This is a genomic window from Paenibacillus intestini (genome assembly GCF_030803945.1).
Taxonomy (GTDB): Bacteria; Bacillota; Bacilli; order Paenibacillales; family Paenibacillaceae; genus Paenibacillus; species Paenibacillus polysaccharolyticus.
Window position 1 is genome coordinate 874,314 of sequence record NZ_JAURUN010000001.1, and the last position, 26,173, is coordinate 900,486.

Here is a 26,173-nt window from a genome sequence, read left to right on the forward strand (position 1 = left end):
GGAGTGTCTTCAGAGCTGCTCACCACCAATCACATAACTTAGGGCTTCAACGGTATGATTCTCTACTTCAACAGAAGAGTCATTGTAATTGACAATTACATATCCTCCGCCTTCATAGGTTGTTCGAAATACACCTTCACTCAAAGATTCATGAGTAATCATTGGACGCCCGGTGAACGACTTGTTTACTTGGCTAACTTCGGTATAAACCTCCGCTGCCAGATCCATCCATTGCTCGTAATTCGCGGCATAGAGATGGTTGTAATCCGTTTCTTTCACCACATGGCCCGGGGCATTAAACCAGGCAAAATAAGGGCTCGCTCCATATTCAATCAGCTTCAGCACATACTGTCTTGCATCGGTATACGTGGACAGATTATACGGAGAACCGGTATAAGGAATACGGCCGTGAACGACCAGCTGAAAAAACGGAACTTCTTCATCCTCCAGTTTGAACCGACTACTGCTCATCGGAGCATCCGTAAGGCCTGTAATGTAAGGAAGCGCGTAAGCGTTACCGCCTTCAGCCACAATGGAGCCTGCTTGTTGTTTAATTTGATCCAAAGATTTTCGAACCGTATCCAGTGCTTGCGTACGATCAAGCAATTTCTTCGGATTCATATCGCTGTTTAACTGTTCTGCCATATCTTTCAGAGAGATGCCTCCCGCCTGGAGTGGTTCCATGTCCTTCAGCATATCTGTTGTCACATCGTCAATCTCATTCGGTGAGAGGACATAGGAAGCCGATACATCCTTCGTCCGTCGCTCCAAAGCCAGATCCATTGGATAGAGGACCGCTGGTTCCTGTGTTAAAGACCGGGAAGCCTCATTCGATGGACTGAATCCTTTTTTCGATTGCACGTTAAGTACAGCTACATCCGGATAAAATCCGATTCCCGCTTCACTCGTAAAAGCGCTGAAATCTTTCATTCCTTTTTTTCCGCCAATTACTCCGTCCACCTTAATGGAATCCGGCAATCGGTGGTGCAGTCCGCCATTGAACCATCCGGCATAACGCACTTGAATGTTCGACACATTTTTTTCCATCAGCTTCGAAAGAATCTCTTTTCCCTCATCAAACGTCGTCAGAGCCTCCGTGGAATTATAAGGTATGCCGAGCATATGCTGTCTTGTTGTCATGCCTCCGAAAAGCTTGAGATAAAACGGGATCGTAGACTGCTCCTCAGACGATTTCATTTCAGGAAGTCCCCCGGTTTGCACCAGGTACTCCCGGTACAGTGAGGCCAGACCAGAATACGAAGCCTGCTCCTCGCCTACAAAAGCGTAACGGACCACAAAATCAGACGACGTCGGTTTATTCTGGAACTTCGGTAATGTACGAACCATGTCACTGGACTGAAGTGTAATATCACTTTTGTTCACGACATAAAAACTGGGATATACGTTATTGTAGCTGTTCAGCTTCCCACTAATATCTGCATTCACTACAGCCACCGCATCCCCTTCTTCGATAATGCCCAGGAAAGCACCTTCCGGACGAATCACTCCAAAGACAGGCAATCTTGCTTTGCTTTCACTGGAACTGGCTTCACGCAGCTTCATCGTTAAGTCTGGACCGTAAATATCCTGCTGGTAGGATGGGTACTGTAACTTACCATTGTTGAAGTGGATGAGCGCTCCCGAACCATCTGGTACGAGAATCGATCCTTCTTCTTTGGAGCCTCCAGCTCCGAAGTACTCCAGCACAGACAGAGTGTTGATGGGATACTCTTCTGGAAAATGGATACCTGAAGCTGGCACTCGCACTTTAAGCTGCTCTCCGTCCAGTTCATATTCCATCGTGAGCATGAATAGACGTGGCCCGCTTCGTTCCTGCTCAATGCCATGCTCGGTGTGATCTTTGACAAGATCTTCTTCTGTGTATCCGGCGTCTTCGAAAGCTTTCAGTGCACGGGTAAGTTGCAGACCTTGCATAGCTTTGTCAATCCGATTGTATACGCCTTCATCTTTATCTTCTGCATATCCGACTTTCAAGGCCCGTTCGCCGGATTTATCGAGCTTAGCCAGCACATATTGTTCGAAACGCTCTTTGCTGATCTTCACTGGCAGATCTTCAATAGATCGCTCCGTGTTGCCAAATTGATAGTGAACGCGTACCCCGTTCGGTAATGTTTCGTAACTCACTTGTTTATGCCGAACACTGTCCGTGAACGAATTCACCATACTGCTCTGGCCTGAACTGTTGAAAAAGCTCAGTCTGGATTGGGAGGACAGAAGGTCCTTGTTAATTCCGGCTGCAATGCCATCCTTCTCGCGTTCTTCCGGGTTACTGCGCCAGATTTGTCCGCTTTTACTATGGATAACGGCAATTTCAGCAGTCTCCTCGTTGATCAACAACTGCAAAGCGTTGTTTCGGGCGATGCCGATCATGCCGGGAATGCGTGTATCACTAAAAGCAGATTTCAGTTTTTCTCCGGGAGGCAGGGAAGGAGTCTCCACTTGACTAACATCTGCTGCCGTCTCGCGAGCCGCCGTAGATGGCGAGAACTGACAACCGCTTAGAAGCAAGCTACTCACCAGCAGTATTCCGGTTATTTTTTTGGCTGCGGCATATTTCATTCTGATTTCCTCCTTCCTAGCCCCGAAGCACTAATTCCTGATAGATCGTGTAGACAAAAGAGACAATCTGCTGCACAAGGCTAAAGAACAACAAGCATAAGAAAGCCATAAATGCCATAGCTACAAGCGTGAGCAGCATCGTTAGAATCGTTTTGGCTGGGGTGTACTGATGCACAGTCATGTTGCCTACAAATAACAGGTACACGGTCCAGCAAACCGCAATCGCATTAGAGAAGTAATAAAATGCCGTTTCCTGTGCAGAAATAGCGAGACTCAGCCAGATCCACGGGAAATGCACCAGAAACATCGGAACCAGGGCAAAACACGTTGACATGAAAATTTCAGAGAACTTGCCCTCGCCATCCATCAATGTGGTTAGAGACCAGTTGGCCACACACCAGAACAACACGGGAATGACAACGTACACCATCTCAAGCAAGCTGTTCAGGTACTTTGGATTGTTAAAGTTAATCAGAAAGCCACTGTACTGGGCTTGCAAAATTTTAGTGAAGACGAGCAACACCATAATCATTAAAGAGATCAGCAGTGTCGTTTTTTGATTCCGCTCATATTTCAATTCCCAATACCCGTCAAAGGGATGAAAAATAAGATGCAGCGGATACTGGTACAATTGTTTACTTGATGCCTGCATTCGTTGTCCTCCTTTTCTGCCTGCGAACGATGACGATGGTGACGAACGCAGCTACAGCCAGGAATATACCGGACATCACCCATGAAAAGTGTTCACGCATCAGTTCCTTCCGATAGAGAAGAAAAGCTTTGGAGTATCCTTGACGCTCCATGCTTTGCTTGAAGTATTGCGCCGACTCGGCATATTCTTTCTGGCGAAGCAACGCTTTACCAATACCTGCATAGGCATATTCCAGATTGGCATTCATCTCGGCAGCCTTCGCAAACAGTTCCGAAGACTGATCTTCTTCGCCATTGTAATAACTGCGCACGGCATCATGTAGTGTGCGTCCATACTCTGTCGTCTGGAATACGGTAATTTCACCAAGCGCTTTGTCCAGAACAAGCATCCGGTCTCCCGCTCGCTCCAGCGCGACAGGTGTATTAAACATACCCATCCGGTTCCCGATGCCGCCAAAAATATGGAGTAGATAACCGTCGCCATTATAGGTAAAGATGCGGCCCCTGTTTGAATCGAGTACAGAGTACATATCGCTGTCACCTACATCGACATCAATCAGACGTGATGGTCCAGCTTCCGTGGTATACCTTAGATCACCTTGAGGTGCTGAATATCCTTCTCTCCGCAAAATGTCTGTTCCCTGAGCATTCAACTTCTTGATCGGATCTTTGCCGCGATCACCACTGGTGGCGTAGATGAATCCTTCTTCGTCCATATCCAGATTGGTGAACTCGGTCGGGGTAAACATGACCATCTGACTTCTCTGCTCCCGAGTAGCGAATCGTTTCCAGAGATATTCGACCGGATCAACCTGAACCCGATTTGCACCAATGAAGGAGGAGAACTCGCCATCGGCGCTGAATTCCATGAAGCCGTCAAATACACCTGCGGCCATTACGTAAATTCGCTCACCCTGATCCATCACAATCCGCATAGGTTTGAATTGAAAGTCCTCATTTAACAAGTCTGACTTCGGTTCAGATACAATTTTTACGAGCTGTCCCTTGTTATCCAAGTGCACAACCCGCTGATTATCCGAATCAGCCACCAGTAAATCCCCTTTTTCCGTTACAAACAATCCTTGCGGGTTTTTAAATTGATCTGTTTTGCCGTCATTTTGGAACGACTCAATTGTCCGTACTAGCTTGAAGTTGCGATCCATCTCGACAATTCGTCCATTACCCGAGTCAAGCACATAGACACGCTCATCTGCGGTAACATGCATATCACTCGGTTCCTTGAAAGGCGTTATATTCAGCTTCTTACCTGTAATAATCGTTGTGGCTTCATAAGCAGCCGGAGCTGGAACGGTATCTCCGTAATAGGAATAGTGATAGGCATCTGGCTCACCGTCTGCGCTTGCAGGCAGTGCTGCTGAACTGAACAGCAGGAGGCAGACCATGCCCATGATGACCCATTTACGTCCTTTCCATGTGCTTTTTCGCGTGCTATGCTGCACTTTGCTGCCTCCTTTCTATTCTTTCATGCCTGAAGTAGCCATCGTCTGCATCACACTGCTCTGAGAGATAACAAACAACGTGATCGGTACGATCATGAGCAGTAGCGCTACGGCAGCACCAACCCCTGCTCTGGCAATCCCGCCTTGTACGATCTGACTGAGTGCATAATGCAACGTTTTGAGATTTTCACTGTAAATAAAGCTACCGCCGTCTGTTCCCCATAGGGCAGGGAATTGCAAAATCATAAGTGTGAGCCATGCTGGCTTCACATTAGGCATCACAATGCTCCAAAAAATTCGATATTCATTCGCGCCATCAATTTTCGCTGCTTCCAGCAACGCATCAGGAATCTGTTCCATGAACTGTTTCATTAGAAATAGTCCTAGTGAGAACGCCAGCGAAGGAACAATGATGGAAGCGTGTGTGTTGATCCAACCAAGCCAGGACATCACCATGTAGTTCGGAATTGCCGTAACGTGCGGCGAGAACATCAATGACAGAATAACAATGGTGAATAATATTTTCGACCCCGGAAAACGATATTTCGCCAAGGGGTAAGCTGCTGCTGAAGCAAGCAAGATGTGCCCAGCTGTGCCCACTAGTGTAATGAGTAGTGTATTGGCAATATATCGAGATAAGGGGACCCAGGAATTGCCCATCAGATTAATCAAATCTGCGAAATTTTCTGTCGTCGGATTGTTCACCCAGAAGCGCGGCGGGAAGATAAACAGCTCATCCAGCGGCTTAAAGGCATTGTTGACCGCATAAATCAACGGAAGCACCATAAATGATCCGAACACAGCCAGTAGCGCAAACAACATGAAACTGACGGTAAATGACCGGTTAAGTCTCTTCGGCATGCCGAAGACGGCACGTACTTTGCTGGTCATCGTCATTCACCTATCTTTCTCAGCATTTTTTGCGTGAAAATGTTCGTTCCAAGCATCAATGCAAACAGCACGGTTGCGATCGCTGAAGCATACCCCATCTCAAAGCGAATCGTACCAAAGTCCATCAAATGGGTGACTACCGTATGCGCTGCATAGTTAACACTTGGGAATCCAGCCAAGGCAATCGAAATTTCGGCTACTGCGAACGATGCTGTAATCTGCATGACTGCACCAAACATCAACTGAGGTCTCATGGATGGCAGCGTAATATACCAAAGCTCCTGCCAGCGGTTTTTGATACCGTCCACCGTTCCGGCTTCCACGAGTGAGCGATCGATGGTCTGCAGACCTGCAATAAAAGCCAAAAAGCTGGTTCCGAGACTAAGCCATAGCTGCACCAATATAACGATGCCCAGTACATACTTCTCGTTAGAAAGCCACTGAATCGGCTCCAGAATCACGCCAAGGCGCATGAGGAAACCGTTCATATATCCGTAGCTGTCACCAGAGAAAATGATCAGCCAGATGAAAAATACATTACCTGAGATCGATGGGGCGTAGAAAACCAATGTCATAACTGCTCTGACTTTAGGAGACAGCTCATTGATAATCCAAGCAAATAAAAAACAGGCAATATAACTGACTGGACCCGTGATCACTGCAAACAACAACGTGTTTTTGAGTGCAATTAGGAATACGTCGTCGTTCAGGAACAACCGGGAATAGTTTTGCCAACCAACAAAACGTGGAAATTCAAGCATATTAAAGTGAAAAAAGCTGAGACCGAGCGATATGCCGACCGGAATAACCGTAAACATGAAAAAAATCAGCATAAATGGTGCCATTAAGACGTAATAATGCCTGCTGAGATACAGATTCCTTTTCAATAAGGACCACCAGCCGACCTGGCGTGTATGCATAACAGGAGCGGCGGCTGTCTTGGATGTTTTAGCTTGCAACCGTTACCCTCCCTTTCCTTTATTTCAGATTAAATTCCTTGCGTTTCAGTTCAATCTCATCGTCAATATACAGTACATAGTCTGATAAAGCCTCACGTGGATTTTCATTCGCATTAACGACTTTTCGGAAAGCATTATCCAAATGTCGACCTGTAAAATAACCCCCTGGCATCTGCGGAATCCCTTGCACCCATTCCCACTGCTTCTCCAGGTTCTGGTAATCCTTCACTGGCCAAGGTAACTGTTCTAATGCTTCAATGTTCGCTGTAGGGTAACGGGCAGCCGCGCCCATCAGACCTTCCATTTCTCGTCCGTACTCGATCTGGGTTGACTCATCCGTCCACCACTTCATGAATTTCCATGCCGCTTCTTTGTTGCTGGCATTTTCGAGCATCATGACTGCACTGCTCGCGCTAGCTACCTCATGCCGTATAGAACCATCCGGAAGCTGTGTGCCAGGCACAATCGTGAAGTCCCACAGGTTGCGGATTTCCGGTGCTAATACAGTCAGCATGTTATAGGTCGTGTAGTCGGCTATGCCGATTGGCATTTCTCCTGTACGGAAACGGTTTGGAAAATCGGCTTTCAACGGGAACTTGTAATTCGTATAAAATTGCGTCCAGCGTTTGAATGCCTCCATCGAAATTTCTGAATCAAGCGCACTCTTTTTCCCATCTTCGTTGTAGAACTTTCCATCATTCTGATATAAAAGCATTGCAAATGTGGCGTTAGGAACCATGTTGGCATTGTTCAGCGTATCTTCAATCGGCAGATAGAACTCCATATTGTGTTTCTGCAATACAGCGATCGCATTATACACGTCCTGCCAAGTTTTTGGTGGCTCCAGACCTAATTCATTCAATATATCCTTGCGGTAAAATAGCATTGGGAAATGTTGCTGCTCCGGTAGTGCGTACACTCCACCGTCATACTCATAAGGTGTTATTCCACTTGCCCGGAATCTGCTAGCCACCTCTTTGAAATCCGGAAACTTGCTTAGATCTGCTGCCGCATTTCTCATCGCATAGTTCACAGGAATATCTTCGCCCATTTGCATCGCCACATCGGGACCTTCTCCGGCCAGCGTTGCGGGCAACAAAATATTTGGCGGCACAAGTCTCAGCTGCACAGACACATCGGTATCCGGTGTAAACGTATCGTCAATCATGCCCTTAAGCACTTGAGCCTGATCCCGTCCGGTGGTGATCCATACGGTGATTGAGTCCTTCTTTTTCTCCACGTTACCGATACTGTCATAGTCTTCCGTGTAGGAAGCGACATAAGCACCCAGTTCATGCTTCACCTGTTGGAACGCAGACGCTTCAGCCTTTGGCATTTCTTGTCCTGAAGGAGCTACAACCAGGTAATCCATCGTAATCGGTTGCTCACGTACAGTCAGAATCCATGTGCCCAGGCCACCGACATTAATTTTGAATGTATCCAATCGTTTCGGAACGGTTTCCGGCCTTGCCGCCATATCCTTGAGCTGTACAACCATGGCATTCAGAATAGCTACTTTGTCACTCTGTTCTCCGGTTGCTTTTTCGAGATACTCCGCGACAGATGTGAGTACCACAGCTTGTTTTTCAAAAACCTCTATCATCTCTGGAATACGCTTCTCCAACTGATAATCCCGAAGTGGATCAGGTTTGTTGGAGGTAATCATTAGAATTTTGCGGTACATTTCATTCAGTTCAAGTACGCTTGATTCCACCGTTCGAAGTAACGGGGCAATATCGCCAAGTGTGACTGTCATCCGTAAGCGGTGTTTCCCCTTCTCCAGATGGAACTGATAGGGTTCTTCTTCACTGTTTCCAAGCACTTGTGTCTGCCAGGACGGACTATAATTGAAGCGAATTCGCTTCATCTCTTCAAACGGAACTTTGCCGTTAATGGTAAGACTGCGTGTGGCATAGATACCCCGAAGCTGATCCTGCTTCACTTTTAACGCAATCTGGTACAGTCCATCTTCAGGCACATCAATCTCCCATTCAACCCATTCCCCCGGAAGTTTCCAGTTCACGCCTCCGATGGCATTGATCCGAATTTTGGATACGTCGTAGGGTTCAAGTGATGGACTGGATCGATCCGAGATGGGCGCAAGTGTAGGTGAAGATTTGGTGATCGCTTCTTCGCCTTGCACTTTCAGCATGATGGGACTGGCTGGTTTTAAACCTAACGAATCATACGTCTTCTGGATTTCGGCATACGTAGGAACGGCCTCTTCCTGATACAGTTCGATGTAATCAATCGCCATACTCTCTCTGAGAGAAGTCAGAGATAATTGCTGGTTGCCTTTTTCAAAATAAAACTGAAACGGTTCCTCAAAATATCCGGCACTATCTCGAAACGAAGCGAGCTGCCATTCCGGCTTCTCCACCTGCCTTGGTCTGAGATCGTTGCCTCGATCATCCTGACGGACGTGATCTTCGCGATTGCCCCATACCCTGTCGAACAAAAGTACATCCGCTTCCCGGAAAGGAACTTCCCCGTTTAACTCCAGCTTGCGCTCAATTCCAGAACTTTTGCCTTCGACAGGATAATAATGAATGCGAACCTGATATAAACCACTCACTTGAACGGGAACATCCCAGCGAATGGTTCCGGATTCGGGTGTAATGACTGCACTGCCTTCCAACCCTTCATATCCTTGCACCACCTTGAACTCTCCGTTATCCGCCTCCGTATAAGCTTCACCTTGAATCCTTACGGTAGTGTCCGGTTTGGCAGTGCTCGCATACGTTTCCTGATAATGTTCATAACTTCGTGAATCCCTGGTGCCCGCTACAGCTTCAAAATCCTCAAGTGCATGCACTGTCCCGGGGCTCTGATTCTTGGATGGATAGATCACGATGATCGAGAACACCAAAGCCAGAACAAGTGCCAGAATCAGTACCTTTTTCTTACGTGACCGCATGTTTGCATGTATCCCCTTTCCTGTAAGCGTATCAGCAAAAGAATGATTGACTAACCCGGGCAGACCGCACTTGGTACTCGCGCGTTCTGCCCGTATTTAGCAGTGCTTATTTGTATACCTCATCAATAGCGGCTTGGAAAGGAGCCTTGTATTTCTCAATCAACGTAGATACGGATACGCCTTCTTTCAGTTCACCATCAAAATCCCAATAAGGAAGGGACGGGAACGTGTTATGGTCAAGAACAAGCATGCCAGCTGCCACTTCTCTGGCGTTGTTAATATCTGCTTCATCCGTCAGATGTCTTTCGAGCGTGGATTGTTCCGGATAGTCATAGATGGAATCAATCTCATTGATTTTTTCCCAGATGTACATCAGTTGCTCTGGATTCTCTACAGCTTTAGGGATCGTGATCGCTTGATAACGTGATTCACCAGAATGGTAGGCCGAAGCGCTTGGGCCTTTAGGATAAGGCAGGAAGCCGATATCATAGTCAGGCATATCTGTTTTGATGCCTTCAATCTCGTACATTGCGCCAGAATACATGAGTGTATTGCCTTGACGGAAGAAAGTAGCTGGTTCAGTCCAGTCGCCGCCTTCTGTTGGTCTGCCCACTTTCTCTGTAGCCAGTTTGTTCAAGAAATTAAGCGCTTCTTTTGTTTTCGGATCTTCAAGGTTCTGTTTATCCTCTTTGGTCAGTGAAGCTTCGTTGGAATACAGGATTGGTTCAAGCAGGCCCGTTTGAGCAAGGCCCCACGTATCCAGCTTGCCGTCATTATTCCGGTCTTTGTTGGCTTGTTTGGCTACAGCCAGGAAGTTATCCCAATTCCATTCGTCCGCATCAACATATTCCTGCAGTGGCTTCAGGCCAAGCTCTTGCATCAGAGTACGGTTGTAGAAAATACCGTTGATGAAGGAAGACTTATCTTCCGTAAATCCGTAACCTTTCCCTTCGTATTGCATATATTCCTTGGTTGTTTTTTGATTGAATACCTGATCGTTCTTGATATAATCATCTACCGGCCACAACAGATCCTGTTTGGTCAGTGCCGGAATAGCGTAGTTTTTACCGAGTCTGACAAAGTCGCCGAGCGGCTCGCCAGCCATTAATGAGGCTACAACTTTCTCCTGATATTCACCAAAATCGATGGATACATATTCGATATTGAAATTATGTTTTTTCTTCAAAGCTTCGAGATTCTCGAGTCGTTTGATATTGTCCGGATTGTTATCTGTAATTTGCATATCCCACCACGCCACAACCTTAATCGTTCTACCACCCATGTCAAAATCCATCTCCGGTGTAGAATTTTCATTTTTCGGCTCAGTTTCGGCTGGTGCTTGCTCCTCTTGTGGTGCCGGTTTTTCGGGTGCCGGCTCAGCAGCAGGTGCAGAACTACAAGCATTGATCATTAACATGACCGCAAACAAAAGACTCAGTAGCATAAACTTGTTTTTCTTCATTGTCTTCCCCCCTGATTGTCGTGTGCTACCAAAGTGTATCGTCCAAATGTAAGCGCAAACAACCCGCTTAAATACAGGTGTTTACCCGGGCAGATTATAGATCAGGTTCATTTGAGGAGTGAATTAGGGTATTTCACCTGCAATTGGTAAAGAAATGCACTATCTGCAAAATAATGCACATTGTATGCGCTTTCTTTTCTTCCCATAATGAAACTAAGCCTTATTTCAGTTAAACAGTGGATCGGAATATCAGGAGAAGGTGAGGTCATGCTTCATGTACAGTGTTTTACTTGTTGATTATAGCCGCCGCTTGAGTAGAGAGCTTGAACAGCTTCTGGAAGAAAACAAATTCCCATTTACAATTACAGATTCGGTTTCCTCTTCAAACGCTGCTCTTGCAGCACTATCCGATCGGGATTTCAGTGTTGTCGTCGTGCATACAGAGCAGTATGATACGGCAGGATTATGGTTGTGTCACCACATTCGGAAAACAAACGATATCCCTATTCTCCTGCTTGGTGGAAGGGATCAATTCAGACTAGTCCGCAAAGCATTAACTTATCAGGTGAATGATTATTTACCCTCACCTTTTAGCGCTTCCGCTCTTGTACACAGTTTATATGAACTTCTGAACAAACTTGGGCCTGTTCCTGTGAAAAAAAGCCCTGCCGTCAAGCCTACGATTCAGCTCAACGGCAAAGCGATGGATTCCAAGCATGTGATTCGGATCGTGAAAGCTTATGTAAGAGATCATCTGAATGAAGAAATTACGTTGAAAAAGATCGCTGACATGTTGCATTTCAATTGTGCCTATCTTGGTCAGAAGTTTAAAATGCAAGAGAACGTTTCCTTTAATGACTACATGTTGAAGGAGCGAATGAAAAAAGCCAAACAACTTCTCCTGTCCACCGACCTGCGGATTTACGAAATTGCTCTGGAGGTCGGATATCGGGATATCGATTGGTTTTATAAAAAATTCAAAGCTTACGCTGGGTCAAGTCCCAATGCCTATCGCAGACAAAAGGCTCACACCGCTTAATTAATTAAGTAATATACGGAGCCGTTTGTATTCGGAGCGTATCCCAGGCTACATATATATTGAAAATCTATCTAATAAAAAGCACGCAGGAGATGCTACTCCTGCGTGCTTTATTACGTTCTTATCACTTACCGATCCACCGAGCGAATCAGTAAGGATTCTCGATACTCCTGAGGAGTCATGCCCGTCTGTTTTTTAAACAGCCTGGTAAACGAATGAGCAGATTCATAACCGACTTGAAGGGCCACTTCCCGCACCATTAGCTCATGGTTCATGAGCAACTCCTTGGCCTTGCGAATTCGGCTATCATCAATAAATTCGGATAGATTAATGCCCATCTCCTGTTTGAAAAATCTGGATAGATACGAAGGATTAAAGTGATGCAGTTCTGCCAGTCGTACTAACGTAAGATCTTTTTCCAGATTACTCTTGATATAATTACATAAACTCTGTACGACTATATTCGCACGTTCCTCTTCGTTTGATCGTTTGAAGTTGACCAGTTCATCGGCTGCCAGATAGAGATATTGAACGGCATCTTTCATGCTTGGAAAATGGTCCAAATGCAGAAAACTTCGCTGATCCGGGGTTTTCTGCTTCAGTCCCCAGCGATTAAATGCTGCGTAAAAGGTCAATGCCAGATGATAGTATGTCTCCATGGCTCGCTCCATCGTCATATCCTGTTGAAGGAGCTCTCCCACAAGCTCTTCGAAGATATCATAGAAGGATTGAAAGCGTCCTGTCTCCAGAAAACCATTCATTGCTTCTACCCGGCTTGATATCCGCGGTGATTCCTTCGGCGTACCCGCTTGAGGCTCCTTGTAATTGTCTGTCAAAACCATCGACATGCCATCCCCGACTTTCATCCACTGTAACAAGCGCAGACGCTCGTATTGCTGCGGGAGTTGGAACCACTCACACCCCCGTCCACTAAGTGTGCATGCAATCGACACGCCCAGTGAAGCAAGACACGACTCCTGGACAAGCTCTAAGGTACCTTCCATGTATCTCGCAAAATGCTGGTCTGCATCTCGCTGGCCATCTTTAGGCTGAAGTAGCCACACCGTATCACCATAGTGATCCGTAGCACTGACACATTCCGTATATTCACTCATCAATGATGTTCCAATGATCCGAATAGATGATTCAGTACACCCTTGTTCAACTTCTGCCGGTTCATGTAGCTTATTCAATCTTGCAAGCACCAAAAACACCGGAGAATCAGCTTTTAGATGAATCTCCCTCTCTAGTAGTTCAGCCTGAAGTTCAATTAATGAAGCAGCAGTTGAACCTTCCTGAAGAAGCTTTCGGATGTATTCATCCTGCCTAAATGCGGTCAACCGGGATGTAATCTCGCTTTGTTGTTCCAGAAGATTATGCATATCATGACTTTGCCTGATCTCTTCCATAACCTGCTCCACCATGTGCATCACTTTATCGTACCCTTCTGTCTTAAGCAGGTACCGTACATTGTTCATCTGAAAGGCTTTGTATGCATATTCAAAATCACTGTGACCCGTCAGAAAAATAACACGGCACTGCGGCCAGCGGCTTTGAATCTCTTCCGTCAGCTCCAGTCCGCTCATGCCCGGCATACGAATGTCCGTCAACACAATATCAATTCTGGAGCGTCGCATCCAGGAGAGTGCTTCTGTAGCAGAGTATGCTTTGCATACATCCAGCCGATCCGGCATATGTCTCGCAAATGTTTCATACAAACTATCCGTAATGATCTCCTCGTCATCTACAATCAGAAGTCGATACATTCGTTTTCCCCCTCGTTCCACTGGATTCGGATGACAACCTTTAAACCTTGTAGCTCACTTCGTGACAAAAACAACCCGCTTCCTTCGCCAAAGGTCAGAAGCAATCGCCTATGAATGTTCATTAATCCCGTTATGTCATCTGTCGTTGCCTCACGATGCATGTTATGTTGCAACTTCTCTATATCTTCTGTCTGGAGATCATGCCCGTTATCTTCCACCGTAATTTCCGCCCATGATGACTCCATATGGAATTGGATACGTAGCAGACCTTCGGACGTATTTTTTTCAAGGCTATGCTCATAGGCATTTTCAATAATCGGCTGGATTACAAGTCTGGGAACCTGAATCTGTTGCATTTCCAGCGGAACCTCACCGAATTCAACCTTGATTCGTCTGGAGAATCGCAGTTGCTGGATATCCGTATAGATTCGGGAATGGTGTACTTCTTCCTTCAGTGGCACATGATCTGTCCCATTGCGTGTAATGAATCGAAAATATTCACCGAGCATATTCGTAAATTGTTCAATACGATCCGTTTCTCCTGTTCGTGCAAGCGAGTTGAGAATGAAGAAACTGTTGTACAAAAAGTGTGGGTTAATCTGTGATTGAAGCTGCTTTAATTCAGCTCGCTGCATCATCATCGTTTTTTTGAAATCACGGTCAATCAGCAATTGCAGATTCTCGATCATATGATTAAAGCGGCCATACAAGAATCCGAACTCGTCTTTGCGATGATGTACAATCGGGATATCCAGCACCCCGCCCTCCATCTTTTTGAACCTTTTCACCAGCAATAATAAAGGAATGTGAATCAGTTTGTACGTTGAATAGAGATATGCTGAAATCGCAATAAACGATGTGATCGCAAATATCCATGCCCATTTATAAAATTTGCTCAAGGGTTTGGTGACCATTTTCTCAGGCAAATATGTAGCAATGGATAAACCAAGAGGTTCCATATGATGTTGGTTCACATGGTACGCTGTATCCTCAACATTTACGCGAAAGCTCTCAAGGGAGTTCTTTTGACTATATTCACGGTAGTTGGCAAGAATGATCTCGCGCTCTTCCCGGTCTAAAATAGCAAAACCTGTTTTGTCTTCAATAAGGAGGGAAGCACTTTCAGGGTATAGATTAAGTTGAGATAATTCATTCTGAAAAGCAACATTATCCAGTTCCACCTGAACAACAAACAACGGTGCGTCTCCCATTTTGCCTGTTAAACGGACAGCACTCAGATTCAGGGTATCGTCTTTAACTGTGAATCGAATGCTTTCTTCGTGCGTGAATGAACTGAAATAATCGTATGAGGTACTATTAAATTCATCAATTCCCTGCACTGCGGAGATACTCTTGTTGACTGTAGGAATATGTACATAAACGTTCTTGATATAAACGCTGCTGTTTTTGAAAGAGGCCAGCCGTTCGGACAAATAGTTTAATATTTCCCGTTTTTCAATCTGGTCCATATTGTTCCAGAGGATCGCCAGCCGATTCAGCTTGCGGTCCTCTGCAATGTCAAACTGCTGCAACTCCATCCACTCGATCTCCCGGTTAAGTTCTGTCGCGTATTGACTTAACCGCCTCTCTGTCGATAAAGAAATTTCCTGACTTGCCGTATCATAGCTCCAGTGGTACAGATACACGCCCAGAAGAATCAAAGGTATGACAAAAACCAGGTAGGTCATAATCAGCCGCGCAAATATACTGTTAAACCACGACTGTGCCGGTATCTTGAACAACGAACTCCCCTCCTGATTTCAGATCAAAGACACCTGCCTTAATAGGATAAAGCGAACGCCTGGTGATCCCTGGCGGCTTGCGTTCTATACCATGCGTTCACCTCCGATGTAATCTCTTTTCCGCCCAGTTCAAGCCAATCTACTACAAATTGATCGAATTCTTCGATAGGTGATCCATAAATAATATTCATAAATACTTCAAGCTGCAGATCCCGAAGGATAATCTGCCGATCTACCATCGTTTCCGTAATTCCGCCTGTGAATTGATCATACAGAAGCTGTCCATTCAGATCGTAATCATCCGCGATGCTAAACGCACCTGTTGGCCCGTAAGTCTGCTTCCATCCCCACCCGCTCTTCAAACCTTCTGATTCATAAGCAGCAATTCGCTTGTGAATCGCCAGCGCTTCGTTCTCCAGCACAGAAAAGTCACCTGTTGTACGTGCATCCCGAATATCTCGATATGCATCTAAATTTTTGGTTCCCGGAAAAGGAGTGACCGGAGACAGCATCCACACCGCACGTGAGTCGTCATTATAGTACGTTTCATATTCCGCATTCTGTCCCCAGTTTTTGTCCAGATGCAAATTCATCAGTTTAACGACGACTTCAGGATGGGCAAAACCTTTTCTCACAGCAAAGTAGTTTCCTGTATTGGAACGCAACGGTACAACTCTGTTTCGACCTGTCTCAGCTACGATCGGATATGCCTGCCATTCTGCTTCCGGATCTTCATCACGGGTAGACTGGACAACAAAAGGAGTCCACTGCTCACCATAGAGCATGCCAATTTTCCCCTGATCAATGAGACGGTATGCCTTGCTTCCATTTTTGTAAGCAAAGTCCGGATCAAGCTGTCCCTCAAGGTACATGGTCTGTAATACTTCCAACGCCTTACGTACCTCAGGCTGTATGCCTCCATAGGTCAGACCGCCCTCAGGATCTTTAATCCAGATATTCGGAAACGCACCATACCCCGCCATAAATCCAGAAACGCCCATAACCGGGTCCCATAGATAACTCGTTAGCGCAAGTCCGTAGGTATCTTGTTCTCCATTACCATCCGGATCACGTGATGTAAACGCTTCCGAAACTTTCAACACGTCTTCTATCGTTTCAGGTGCCTGCAGCCCCAATTTATCCAGCCAATCTGTTCTGATCCACAAATACTGTGCCGTTTCAATGGAAGAAGAAGATTCGGGAATAGCCATTAGCTTGCCGTTAATCGTAGCTGCATCAAACGCCCCTTTCCCTTCGGCCTCCAAAATATTTTTGGTTAGTGGCGTGGCGAAATCACGATATACTTCCGTCAAATCTTCAATTAGATTGGCATTGCTCAGCTGCCTTAGCTGATATGGGTTAACTCTGACGACATCCGGGAAACGGCCGGCAGCAAGGGAAACCCCTAACTTTTGATTATACACATCGCCCGTTGCAATCCAGTCATACCGAATCTGAATACCAAGTTCCTGTTCGTACAAACGAGTCCAGCGGTTATCGACCAGTGTCTCACCGGGCAGTTGCTCAATCATGCGCTGTAAGTCTTCTCCCGTTTCTCTGACAAAAGAAACTTGAATGGGCGGGGAATAGGCCGCCAAAGATGAGGTCTGCTGATCCTTAGATAAGTTGTTGATATGACCGGAGTCTCCCTGCGTATGTCCAGTAGGTATACATACGGTTAGAAAGATAATAATCGTCCATCTTGTTTTGTACATCCATCGCTTATGCATGGTGACATGCCCCCATTTTGATTGAATGAACGTATCTATTTCTTTTTTCCATAATTGTTATCATTGTACAACATTTGATCTGTCATGAGTACGAAAAAGCCGCCGTTTGGCGACTTTTATTTATAACTTTGAGCAAGGATTGATTTACGGAGAGATATGATATTCAAAATTCGAAAAGTCGGCCATGCCCCCTATTTCTTGTGTGGAGAACAGAAACAATCCAATTCTACAGCCCATGAAGTGATCCAGCTTGTAGACCATTTTGTGCGGAATCCCGAGGCTCTTCCAATCTGCCCCATCCACATAGGCAAAGCGGCATTCATCTTGATTATCTATAAAATTGGCTGAGGCTTGCAGCTTCACTACAGGTCCTGTTACAGGTATGCGGGCGTACTCCGTGGCAGGCTCCTGGTCAATCATACTGCCAAATATGCTGTTATCCTGACTTACTCTGGCCTGCATAACGAGATAGTACTTGCCTTCATTTTTTGTCATTGCAATCAAACCATACGTGCCAATCAGAAAACATAAACCTGCATAATCACCATCGTTCAGGCCACTGCCATCCAATGTTACTGACGCTACACAAGCCGGCCCCATGGCCCGCTGAGTGAGTGTATTCACTGCAAACGTCAGGTTAGGGCTAAGTTGACCCGTTCGAATTCGGTACACTCCCGGTACTTCCGTAACAGACCACAGATCATCATGCGGTGTATGATTCCACTGCCAAACATCCCGAAGTCGCACATTACCCTGACCATCCAGCGTATATTCGAAACTATCGCTTGCAACCAGCGGTTGGTAACGGTAGCCCGGCCTTGTGCTGGCCAGATCGATTTGTTTCGGAGCCTCTTTTGCAAATACAGGTACGCCTTCCTCGAAACGCATCGGGACCAGAACCGGAATTCGCCCTACGGCCCCATGGTCTTGAAAAAGCACAGCGTACCAGTCACCATCCGGTGTATCCACGATTCCGCCTTGAGCAACCCCTGAATTAAAGTATCCCATATCATCATTGAACACTTCTCCGCCAACAAATGTACCATCCAGCGTATCCGCCCTGTAACAAGCTTGCGTTCGTCGCCCTGCTTCCTTCGTCATATGAATCAGGAAGACATAATAGATACCTTCAATTTTGTAAAAATGTGCACCTTCATACCCCAAGTAGTGCGGCTGATGGTCTGTCACTAGGATGCGATGCCTCCCTTCCGGCTTGGGGCCGGAGAGATCGGTTTTTAATTCGGTTAAGTGAATCTCTCGATTACCATGTACCAGATACACCCGTTCGTCATCATCAAAAAATAACGAGCAGTCATGGTAGAATCCTTCTACAATCTGTTTATTCCAAGGTCCGGTTATCGTTTCAGAAGTATACAGATACGTTTTACGAGTATCATTGGCTACAAAAATGACGTAGAACTTGCCTTGATGATAACGGAGTGAAGCCGCCCACATGCCTTTTCCGTAGATCTGCTGCCGGTTCTCCAGCCGCTGGGCTGGTGTATTATCCAGTCTGTCATATACATACGAAGCGGTTTCCCATTGAATCAGGTCATATGAACGGAGAATAACACATCCAGGCATCATATGCATGGTCGTACTTACCATATAATACGTATCTTCTACCCGAATGACGTCCACATCCGGATAATCGGCCCATATAATCGGATTTGAATACATCGTGTAAAACACCTCTTTTCGGAGTTCAGCATCATAGCTGTTCACTCTGGCTCCAGCTCTCCAATCAACAGGATAAGTCCCTTCCTGATGTTAGGCTTCTTCAAACATCCATTGGTTTAAAAGGATGCATGGGTTTTCTTCTGATGGTTTCAGTACAAGATACAGGTCGTGTTCATGCTTAGCGCCAGTTATTGAAGTCGATGCCTCCATCCATTCTTGACCCTCCGCTGATGCAGGAATATGCACCTTTCCAATTAAATCACCGTCTTCTCGCCCTAGTCGAAGTTCAAGAGTACATGATCCACCTTGACTGCATACGGTTGCAGTAAAGCTTGCCGCCCCTTTTTGACCAAAATCCACACGCGAGATCGCAATCCAGCTTCCTTCATGCATCACACTGGCAACTTCATCTGGTTTTGGAGACTCGCCTTGTGCCTCTTGCTCCGAACCCGAGCCACTTATTTGACGGGTGATCACTCCCGCATTCCAGCCAATCGTTGACCCGCTGACCTGTTGGTATGGATTGAATGATTTCAGTTGATCTACACCTTCGTAGTCCGCTTGAATCGCTTTGATTCTTCCACTTGTCTCTTCGTACTGCACCTTGTTCAGATGTGTGGAACGATACCCTTCCGGGATATCCATCGCCTGGCACAGAGTCTGCGCATGATAAGCAATATACCACTCATTCCCCAGTGGGAAAATAGCATGATGATTGTTACCGCCAATCCCGAAGAAGTGGCCCGGGTTTTTAAGGATTGTTCCCTGATACGTCCATGGACCCATAGGCTGGGCACTTGTCATGTATGCAATTTCTCCCGGCGGCGGGCTATCCTCGTCACGTTCAACTTGAAAAAAGTTGGAGCAGTAAGTGTAATAATAGATGTTATCATATTTATGTATCCCCGAATTTTCAAACATAAAAGGAGCAGGAATGATCTTGGCCTTACCCTCAACACTGACCATATCCTTTCCAAGTCTCATCACTCGCGCCGTATCCGGACGCTCTGGTTTCCCCTCAGGCACGCCTCCACCAAAATAAAGATAAGCTTGATGGTCATCATCCACAAGCACAGCAGGATCAAATAACCACGTTACGTCTTCAACACCCGGCGTTTCTCTTGTCACCAACGCTTTTCCGATCGGATCTGTCCAAGGCCCTATAGGTGTTGGTGCGCTCAGAACACCAATACCGCTGGCATTATTGGCAAAATATAAATAAAAACGATCTTCACCATTCAAATTGCGATGTGCAGCTGCTGGAGCCCAAGATTGGGAAGCCCAGGTAGCTGCCCCTTCTGGACCTGCTACTTTGATTTCCCCATGATCTGTCCAGTTGATCAAATCATCCGATGAGATGACTGTAATTTTATTGATCGACTGATAACTGTTTTTCTGAGGAATCTCATTCGCATCATACTCCAGTTTATCACTGGTCATATAGAGGTAGACCCGGTTATTAAACACGAGTGCATAAGGATCAGCTCCGAATTTGTGTGCCATTAGAGGATTAGCGTTGGGACGAAGCTTTCCAATCTCCTTTGGTGTATGCTGCAAGTGACCCGTTAAGCCAGCTTCAGTCTTCTGCTCCCCAGCTTGTGCCATCGTTTCATTGTTCATTTCATTTCCTCCCGCAAATAGAATGGATCTTGCATTATTTTCATATCTAATCAGGTATCCATATATTAGGGCACAACAAATAGAAAGCGTTTGCAAATCAAACGTTTTCATGATAGGATGATTACATTTTAAGTGAAACTAAGTCCAATTTCATTGCGTAGTTTGCATGTTTTATTGCGTGAAATGACAGGAGGTACTTCTACCATATGTCTTCTGATTATTTTTATGATGCGATTCAGCCAGAGCTTTTGTACCGCCATCCCCTAACAACCTACAGGTATGATTCCAGTTATCACCGCCACAACGCGTATGAAATCTACTTATTCCTGCAAGGAAATGTACACTTCTATGTCGATCATCGTTGTTATCCCATGCAGCGTGGTGACTTGCTTGTCATATCTCCTGAGGAGATGCATCGGACACTTATTGTGGACGAGACTGAATATGAGCGAATCACGATTAACCTCAAGAAAACCTATGTGTGCCAGCTATCCACAGTTTTGACGAATTTATTATCTTGTTTCGATCATCGCCCTGACGGAAGTGGCAACATCATTCATCTGAATGAGAACCAGTTAAATCAGCTTCTGTATTGGACCCGTCAGATTGAAGAATCTGCTGATTCTAACAAATATGGTGCAGACGTGCAGACCAATGCTGCTATGGCACAACTACTTGTTCTGATCAACCAGTGGTTTCAGCATAATTCCTTTGTACCCCAAGACATCATGCCTGAACTGGTACGCAGAACGATGGAATATATCGAAGCACACATCACGCAACATATTACTCTCGGACAATTGGCCGAACAATTTTATATGAACAGCACCTCCATCAGCCGGCAATTTAAAAAGCATACCGGGCTTACGCTTCGCTCCTACATTCTAGGTAGACGCATTGAACTTGCCAAAACACTTCTTACAGATGGACTGAGCATCACAGATGTTTGCTTCCAGTCAGGGTTTAGTGACTACGCCAATTTCATTCGTAGCTTTACCAAGATCGTTGGAATCTCACCGGGAAAATATATGAAACATCGGCAAGCCGAGCTTAGAATTGATTTGTTGCCGGAAACCGATTACCATTAAGAGCATTGTCATCATTAAAAGGAGATCAGAACATGCTTTTAAAAAAATGGTTGTATCCTCTATTCGTCTTGCTTTCCGTATTATTGCTTGCAGGTTGTACCTCACAGATTATTACCAATACCAGTTCTCACGCTGGTCAACCCTCCAAAGAGATGGGATTTCAGGAGGTCGCCGATTATATCAAAGAGCATCATGAACTTCCGCCCAATTATATTACGAAAAAAGAAGCTCGTAAGCTGGGCTGGGAGCCTAGTGAAGGCAATCTGGGTCAGGTCGCTCCAGGAAAGAGCATTGGCGGTGACGTATTCAGAAATCGCGAAGGGCTGCTTCCCAATAAAAAAGGTCGGATCTGGTATGAGGCGGATATCCATTATACTGGTGGAAAACGCGGAAGCGACCGAATTCTATATTCGAATGACGGTCTAATCTATCAAACCACCGATCATTATAAGACTTTTCAACAGATCAAATAACGGAGGAACACATGAATATCATTCAGATCGACGGTCGTTACCTTCTTAATCGGGAATCACTCCATAAGTTGTTACAAGATAAATTGCAATTGGATGAACATTACGGACACAATCTGGACGCTCTATGGGATGCCTTGACAGGTGAAGTCAAGATGCCGCTGACGATCCGCTGGAGTCACTTTGATATAAGCAGAGAAAAGCTCGGTGATTATGCAGATCAGGTTCTTGATTTAATGCGCGAAGCAGAGCAAGAGATTGACGAATTCTCATTAGAGTTATGGTCATAGTAAAACAGGCTGCCTAAGGGCAACCTGTTCTTTTTTCTTCTACTAAATTCTGCTATCTTATTTTAACTTCTTTTGACTTCAATTCCCTTCTATTTACTTCTTTGCCTCGTTCTTCTCGTTCTTCTCTTCCTTATATCTATACTTGCTCTTTTGCTTCTTGCCTTGTTCTCTTCATTAACATCTGTCCTTACGGTTGCACAACAAATGTTGTTACACTTTGGGCTGGCAGGTCTGCCGAGAATCCGTTGCCGGATATCTGCAACGCAGAGCCAGCCCCCAGATTACGTGTGCTGTCCGTTACCCAAGAGGATACAGTAGAGGCTGTTCCATTCTGTACAGTAAATCGCTGATTCACGCCTGATGTATTTTTGTTAATAGCAACGATAACGATTTTGTTGTTCGCTCCCTTGTATGCCGAGACATATACACCATTTGCCGGATTTTTGGTTGCATCTACTCTGACATCACCAGGGCGCACGAATTTGGAGTAATGAGCCATACTATAGCCACGTTTACTTATCGTTCCATCCTCTTTGATCGGTCCATAATGTCTACGGATATACCACCATACATACGTCTGAAAATTACCTTCAACCATTGCGTTATACATATGCTCCGCTACTCCTAAAGCTTCAGGCCAGCGATCTGCAGAATTGGTCTCGCTGTTCGGATAGTATACCTCTGTCATCCAAAGCTCTTTTCCTGCTCCCTTTTGTTCAAATAACGGATATGGAAAGTCGCTGTATTGCGTACCATACGTATGTGCACCCAAAATATCCATATTCGCAAGGGCTTGCGGATCATTCAAAATAGGGTCCGACATGTTTTTCACATAAGAGAAGGATTCCGGGGCAATGACCCGATTGTTGATGGAACCCGCGTTTTCTTTCATGAAACGAAGCATTTCCTCCGGAGACCACCATGTCCAGTCATGGGCATAGTCAGGCTCGTTTTGTACGGAAATCGCATACAAGTTGACGCCGTTATTTTTCATAAATGTATCGAATTCATTCAAATATTGAGCGTAAGCCGCGTATTTGTCGTACTTGAGTCGTTTGGCCTGTGTAATCTGCGTATATGCGGTTACGTTGATGTTATCAATGTTCGGTCCACCCGTTCCTGTAGTAACCAGCTTCAACGTGCTTGTGCCATTCACCATCGGTACCTGAATCGATTTGTCCTTCCAAGTGTTTCCACTGCCTGTAGCTTCAAATGGTACGTTACTAAGCGCTAATGTGCCGTTCACGTATACATCCAGGTTACTCGTTCCTGAAGGAAGTGAATACCGAATTTTAATGTTTTTGGTGCCGGTGCTGCCAATCAGAATCGTATTCCACTGAACAGCCGAGCCGCTCGCATTTTGGAAAGTAACATAACCTGATCCTGTATATCCTGTCAAAGAACTCCCCGCTACAGCCCCGGTCAACGTTGTCGAGGATTCAGCTTCATACGTTGAACCACCGCCCGAAGTAGTGCCGATGGTGACCAGTTCCGTCATATCTGTTGGTGGATTCCAAGGAGATGCAAATACAATCGCACCATGTTCAATCGCCTTTTTGGCTGTATCCACTTCCCGTTGCCAGTTGTTCTTGTTCTCATCAATCGGAATTCTTAGAACAGAGAAGCCAAGCTGGTTAGGCCCATTGCCAAAAGCGGTTTCCCTCTCAGAGGCAGTGAGATCACCAATCCAGCCGGAATGCGTCATACCTCCAAAACCCCGAATCAATTGTTTAGGTGCAGTTACATTAATTACAGCATCGTTTGCAGCAGACACTTTGGAAGAAACCGGTACGTAAAACAGAGGCAGTGCTGTCATAGCTGCAAGCATCGTACAGAGTGATTTTTTGATCAAAGCATTCACGATGTCTCATCTCCCGACAATTAAAATTCGAACACATCAACCTTAACTTTTATCCCTTTACGCCTCCGATGGTCATACCTTGAACGAAGTATTTCTGCAGGAAAGGATATACCATCAGAATTGGAACACTTGCAATAATAGTCATCGTTGCCCGAATAGAAGTTGGTGTCACGGCAACTCCGCTGTTCTCAGCAGACTGATACACATCACTTGCCGATGACGTTGCCGCCGTTGTTGACGTCTGCAAAATCTTCATCAATTCATATTGTAGTGTACTTAACTCCTTGTTAGATGAGTTATAGAGAAAGACGTCAAACCAGGAATTCCATTGACCCACGGCTACGAAAAGAGAAACGGTTGCCATCGCTGGAATCGTTAATGGCAGTACCACTCGAATAAACGTTGTAAATTCTCCCGCTCCGTCAATACGGGCCGACTCCAGAATTCCCTCAGGCAATCCTTCAATGAAAGAACGAATGACGATCATATTAAACACACCGATTACACCCGGAATGATATAAACCCAGAAAGAGCCAATCAGGCCGAGATCACGGATCAACAGATAACCCGGAATCAATCCTCCGCTGAAGTACATTGTGAAGACAAAAAACATCGTCACAAACTTACGAAGTACAAATTCCTGCCTGCTGAGTGTATAAGCAAGCATCGCCGTACAGAAAACAGACACGATCGTTCCGATAATCGTACGAAGCGCCGAGATCAGTGTGGCATGGTAAATGTCGGATTCTCCAAAAATATATTTGTAGTTATCCAGTGTCCACTCCCGAGGCCACAGATAAATGCCTCCGCGAATCGCATCATTTGCATTATTCAGCGAGACCGCGATCATATTAATAAACGGATAAATTGTAACAATCATCAAACAGATCATGAATGTGATATTAATGGCATCAAATGCCCGGTCCCCGGCACTGCTGTTCCGCAAGCGGGATGATTTTGCTTTTGGCATGGCCTAGGCCTCCTCTTAGAATAGTCTGCTTTCTCCCATTTTTTTGGCGATATAGTTGGCGGTAAAGAGGAAGATGAAGCTGACCACAGTTTTGAAAATCCCTGCTGCTGTACCCAAAGAGAAGTTCCCCATTCCCAAACCATACTTCAAGACAAAGATATCCAGGTTCTCAGAATAATCCATATTCATTCCGTTGCCCAGCAAATATTGAGGCTCAAACCCGGATTCAAGGATGCTTCCCATATTCATGATCAGCAAAATGACGATAACCGGTTTTAAACCTGGCAATGTGATATACAACATTCGTTTAAAACGACTGGCTCCGTCAATCTCTGCCGCTTCATACTGAGCAGGATCGATGGCTGTAATCGCCGCCAGATAGATGATCGTGTTCCAGCCAACATCTTTCCATACTTCTGTGGCCCCCAGTATACCCCAGAAATACTCACCTTTTCCCATCCACAGCACTGGACTGTCGATCAAGTGCAACTTCATAAGAATAAGGTTAATGATTCCATCGGGAGACAATACGGTGAGCACGATACTTGAAGCAACAACCCAAGAAATGAAGTGAGGCAAATAACTGACGGTTTGTACAAAACGTTTAAAAATAATATTTTTCAATTCATTCAAAAGAAGTGCCAAGGTAATCGCTGTGACAAACCCAAGCACCAATTTAATAGAACTCATCACCAGCGTATTTCGAAGCACTCGATAGAACGTATTATCTTCAAACAAGGTTTGGAAATGCTTCATTCCTACCCACTGCTGATCTGCGAAAGCTCTTGCCGGTTTGAAGTTCTGGAACGCCATCGTCCAGCCCCATAACGGCAAATATTTGAATACAAATGCCCAAATCACAAAGGGAATACACATAAAAGCCAGGGTACGCTGCTGTAGCAATCGTTTGTAGAAGCTGGTTTCGCGGTTCCCTTTTCGATGCGAAGTAGGTGGAATCGGTTGAAGAGTTACATTGGGTTCCTCCACGATGCAGTTA

At 45.5% G+C, this 26,173-nt stretch carries 19 protein-coding genes and 1 pseudogene; 4 read left to right on the forward strand and 16 right to left on the reverse strand.

Features of this window, described 5'->3' with window-relative positions:
• Positions 1–9 precede the first annotated feature (9 nt).
• The 7 genes from J2T16_RS03760 to J2T16_RS03790 form a co-directional block, all read right to left on the reverse strand.
• Positions 10–2,580 carry a DUF5696 domain-containing protein gene (locus tag J2T16_RS03760; RefSeq protein WP_499017788.1) on the reverse strand — a complete coding sequence of 857 codons (2,571 nt, stop codon included), beginning with the start codon at positions 2,578–2,580 and terminating at the stop codon, positions 10–12.
• A 16-nt stretch (positions 2,581–2,596) separates the two neighbouring features.
• The gene (locus tag J2T16_RS03765) at positions 2,597–3,232 is read right to left on the reverse strand and encodes a YIP1 family protein (RefSeq protein WP_145412998.1); all 636 of its coding nucleotides are present in this window, start codon (positions 3,230–3,232) and stop codon (positions 2,597–2,599) included.
• Positions 3,216–4,640 carry a hypothetical protein gene (locus tag J2T16_RS03770; RefSeq protein WP_499017898.1) on the reverse strand — a complete coding sequence of 475 codons (1,425 nt, stop codon included), beginning with the start codon at positions 4,638–4,640 and terminating at the stop codon, positions 3,216–3,218. The genes J2T16_RS03765 and J2T16_RS03770 overlap by 17 nt, the downstream gene beginning before the upstream one ends.
• A 66-nt stretch (positions 4,641–4,706) precedes the next feature.
• Positions 4,707–5,582, reverse strand: a complete 876-nt coding sequence (locus tag J2T16_RS03775; protein WP_090915952.1) for a carbohydrate ABC transporter permease — start codon at positions 5,580–5,582, stop codon at positions 4,707–4,709.
• A 2-nt stretch (positions 5,583–5,584) separates the two neighbouring features.
• Entirely contained in the window at positions 5,585–6,502 is a 918-nt protein-coding gene (locus tag J2T16_RS03780) for a carbohydrate ABC transporter permease (RefSeq protein WP_423246135.1), read from the reverse strand.
• Between the two features lie 58 nt (positions 6,503–6,560).
• Positions 6,561–9,458 (reverse strand): extracellular solute-binding protein, encoded by a 2,898-nt coding sequence (locus J2T16_RS03785; RefSeq protein WP_221788758.1) that lies wholly within the window; start codon positions 9,456–9,458, stop codon positions 6,561–6,563.
• Between the two features lie 106 nt (positions 9,459–9,564).
• On the reverse strand, positions 9,565–10,920 hold the full coding sequence (locus J2T16_RS03790) for an extracellular solute-binding protein (protein WP_145412997.1): 1,356 nt from the start codon (positions 10,918–10,920) through the stop codon (positions 9,565–9,567).
• Positions 10,921–11,194: 274 nt separating this feature from the next.
• On the opposite strand from J2T16_RS03790, the gene J2T16_RS03795 reads away from it, so the two are divergent.
• Positions 11,195–11,959, forward strand: a complete 765-nt coding sequence (locus J2T16_RS03795; RefSeq protein ID WP_221788757.1) for a helix-turn-helix transcriptional regulator — start codon at positions 11,195–11,197, stop codon at positions 11,957–11,959.
• Between the two features lie 128 nt (positions 11,960–12,087).
• Here the strand turns inward: J2T16_RS03795 and J2T16_RS03800 are convergent, their stop codons facing one another.
• The 5 genes from J2T16_RS03800 to J2T16_RS03820 all read right to left on the reverse strand — a co-directional run bounded on the left by J2T16_RS03800 (position 12,088) and on the right by J2T16_RS03820 (position 20,497).
• The gene (locus J2T16_RS03800; protein WP_336119914.1) at positions 12,088–13,725 is read right to left on the reverse strand and encodes a response regulator; all 1,638 of its coding nucleotides are present in this window, start codon (positions 13,723–13,725) and stop codon (positions 12,088–12,090) included.
• Positions 13,710–15,467, reverse strand: a complete 1,758-nt coding sequence (locus J2T16_RS03805; protein WP_336119913.1) for a sensor histidine kinase — start codon at positions 15,465–15,467, stop codon at positions 13,710–13,712. The genes J2T16_RS03800 and J2T16_RS03805 overlap by 16 nt, the downstream gene beginning before the upstream one ends.
• A gap of 38 nt (positions 15,468–15,505) precedes the next feature.
• Positions 15,506–17,197, reverse strand: a complete 1,692-nt coding sequence (locus tag J2T16_RS03810) for an extracellular solute-binding protein (RefSeq protein ID WP_221788754.1) — start codon at positions 17,195–17,197, stop codon at positions 15,506–15,508.
• A 144-nt stretch (positions 17,198–17,341) separates the two neighbouring features.
• Complete coding sequence (locus tag J2T16_RS03815; protein WP_499017789.1) at positions 17,342–18,922, reverse strand: glycoside hydrolase family 43 protein; 1,581 nt, start codon at positions 18,920–18,922, stop codon at positions 17,342–17,344.
• 45 nt (positions 18,923–18,967) lie between these two features.
• The gene (locus J2T16_RS03820) at positions 18,968–20,497 is read right to left on the reverse strand and encodes a glycoside hydrolase family 43 protein (protein ID WP_499017790.1); all 1,530 of its coding nucleotides are present in this window, start codon (positions 20,495–20,497) and stop codon (positions 18,968–18,970) included.
• A 206-nt stretch (positions 20,498–20,703) separates the two neighbouring features.
• Here J2T16_RS03820 and J2T16_RS03825 point away from each other — a divergent pair, with 206 nt between their 5' ends.
• Genes J2T16_RS03825 through J2T16_RS03835 form a run of 3 tightly spaced genes read left to right on the forward strand, consistent with a single transcriptional unit; the run spans position 20,704 to position 22,345 of the window.
• Positions 20,704–21,585 (forward strand): AraC family transcriptional regulator, encoded by an 882-nt coding sequence (locus J2T16_RS03825; RefSeq protein ID WP_221788752.1) that lies wholly within the window; start codon positions 20,704–20,706, stop codon positions 21,583–21,585.
• A 32-nt stretch (positions 21,586–21,617) separates the two neighbouring features.
• On the forward strand, positions 21,618–22,058 hold the full coding sequence (locus J2T16_RS03830; protein WP_221788751.1) for a ribonuclease domain-containing protein: 441 nt from the start codon (positions 21,618–21,620) through the stop codon (positions 22,056–22,058).
• Between the two features lie 11 nt (positions 22,059–22,069).
• Positions 22,070–22,345, forward strand: a complete 276-nt coding sequence (locus J2T16_RS03835; protein WP_221788749.1) for a barstar family protein — start codon at positions 22,070–22,072, stop codon at positions 22,343–22,345.
• A 187-nt stretch (positions 22,346–22,532) separates the two neighbouring features.
• Here J2T16_RS03835 and J2T16_RS03840 read toward each other — a convergent pair whose 3' ends face one another.
• The 4 genes and pseudogenes from J2T16_RS03840 to J2T16_RS03855 form a co-directional block, all read right to left on the reverse strand.
• A complete protein-coding gene (locus J2T16_RS03840; protein WP_423246134.1) occupies positions 22,533–23,843 on the reverse strand; it encodes a carbohydrate-binding protein in 1,311 nt (436 codons plus the stop codon).
• A pseudogene (locus J2T16_RS03845) lies at positions 23,835–24,173 on the reverse strand (hypothetical protein); the annotation flags it as partial. The pseudogene J2T16_RS03845 and the gene J2T16_RS03840, both read right to left, overlap by 9 nt.
• Positions 24,174–24,255: 82 nt before the next feature.
• Positions 24,256–25,176, reverse strand: a complete 921-nt coding sequence (locus J2T16_RS03850) for a carbohydrate ABC transporter permease (protein WP_221788745.1) — start codon at positions 25,174–25,176, stop codon at positions 24,256–24,258.
• 15 nt (positions 25,177–25,191) lie between these two features.
• Complete coding sequence (locus tag J2T16_RS03855; protein WP_090915925.1) at positions 25,192–26,163, reverse strand: ABC transporter permease; 972 nt, start codon at positions 26,161–26,163, stop codon at positions 25,192–25,194.
• Positions 26,164–26,173 lie beyond the last annotated feature (10 nt).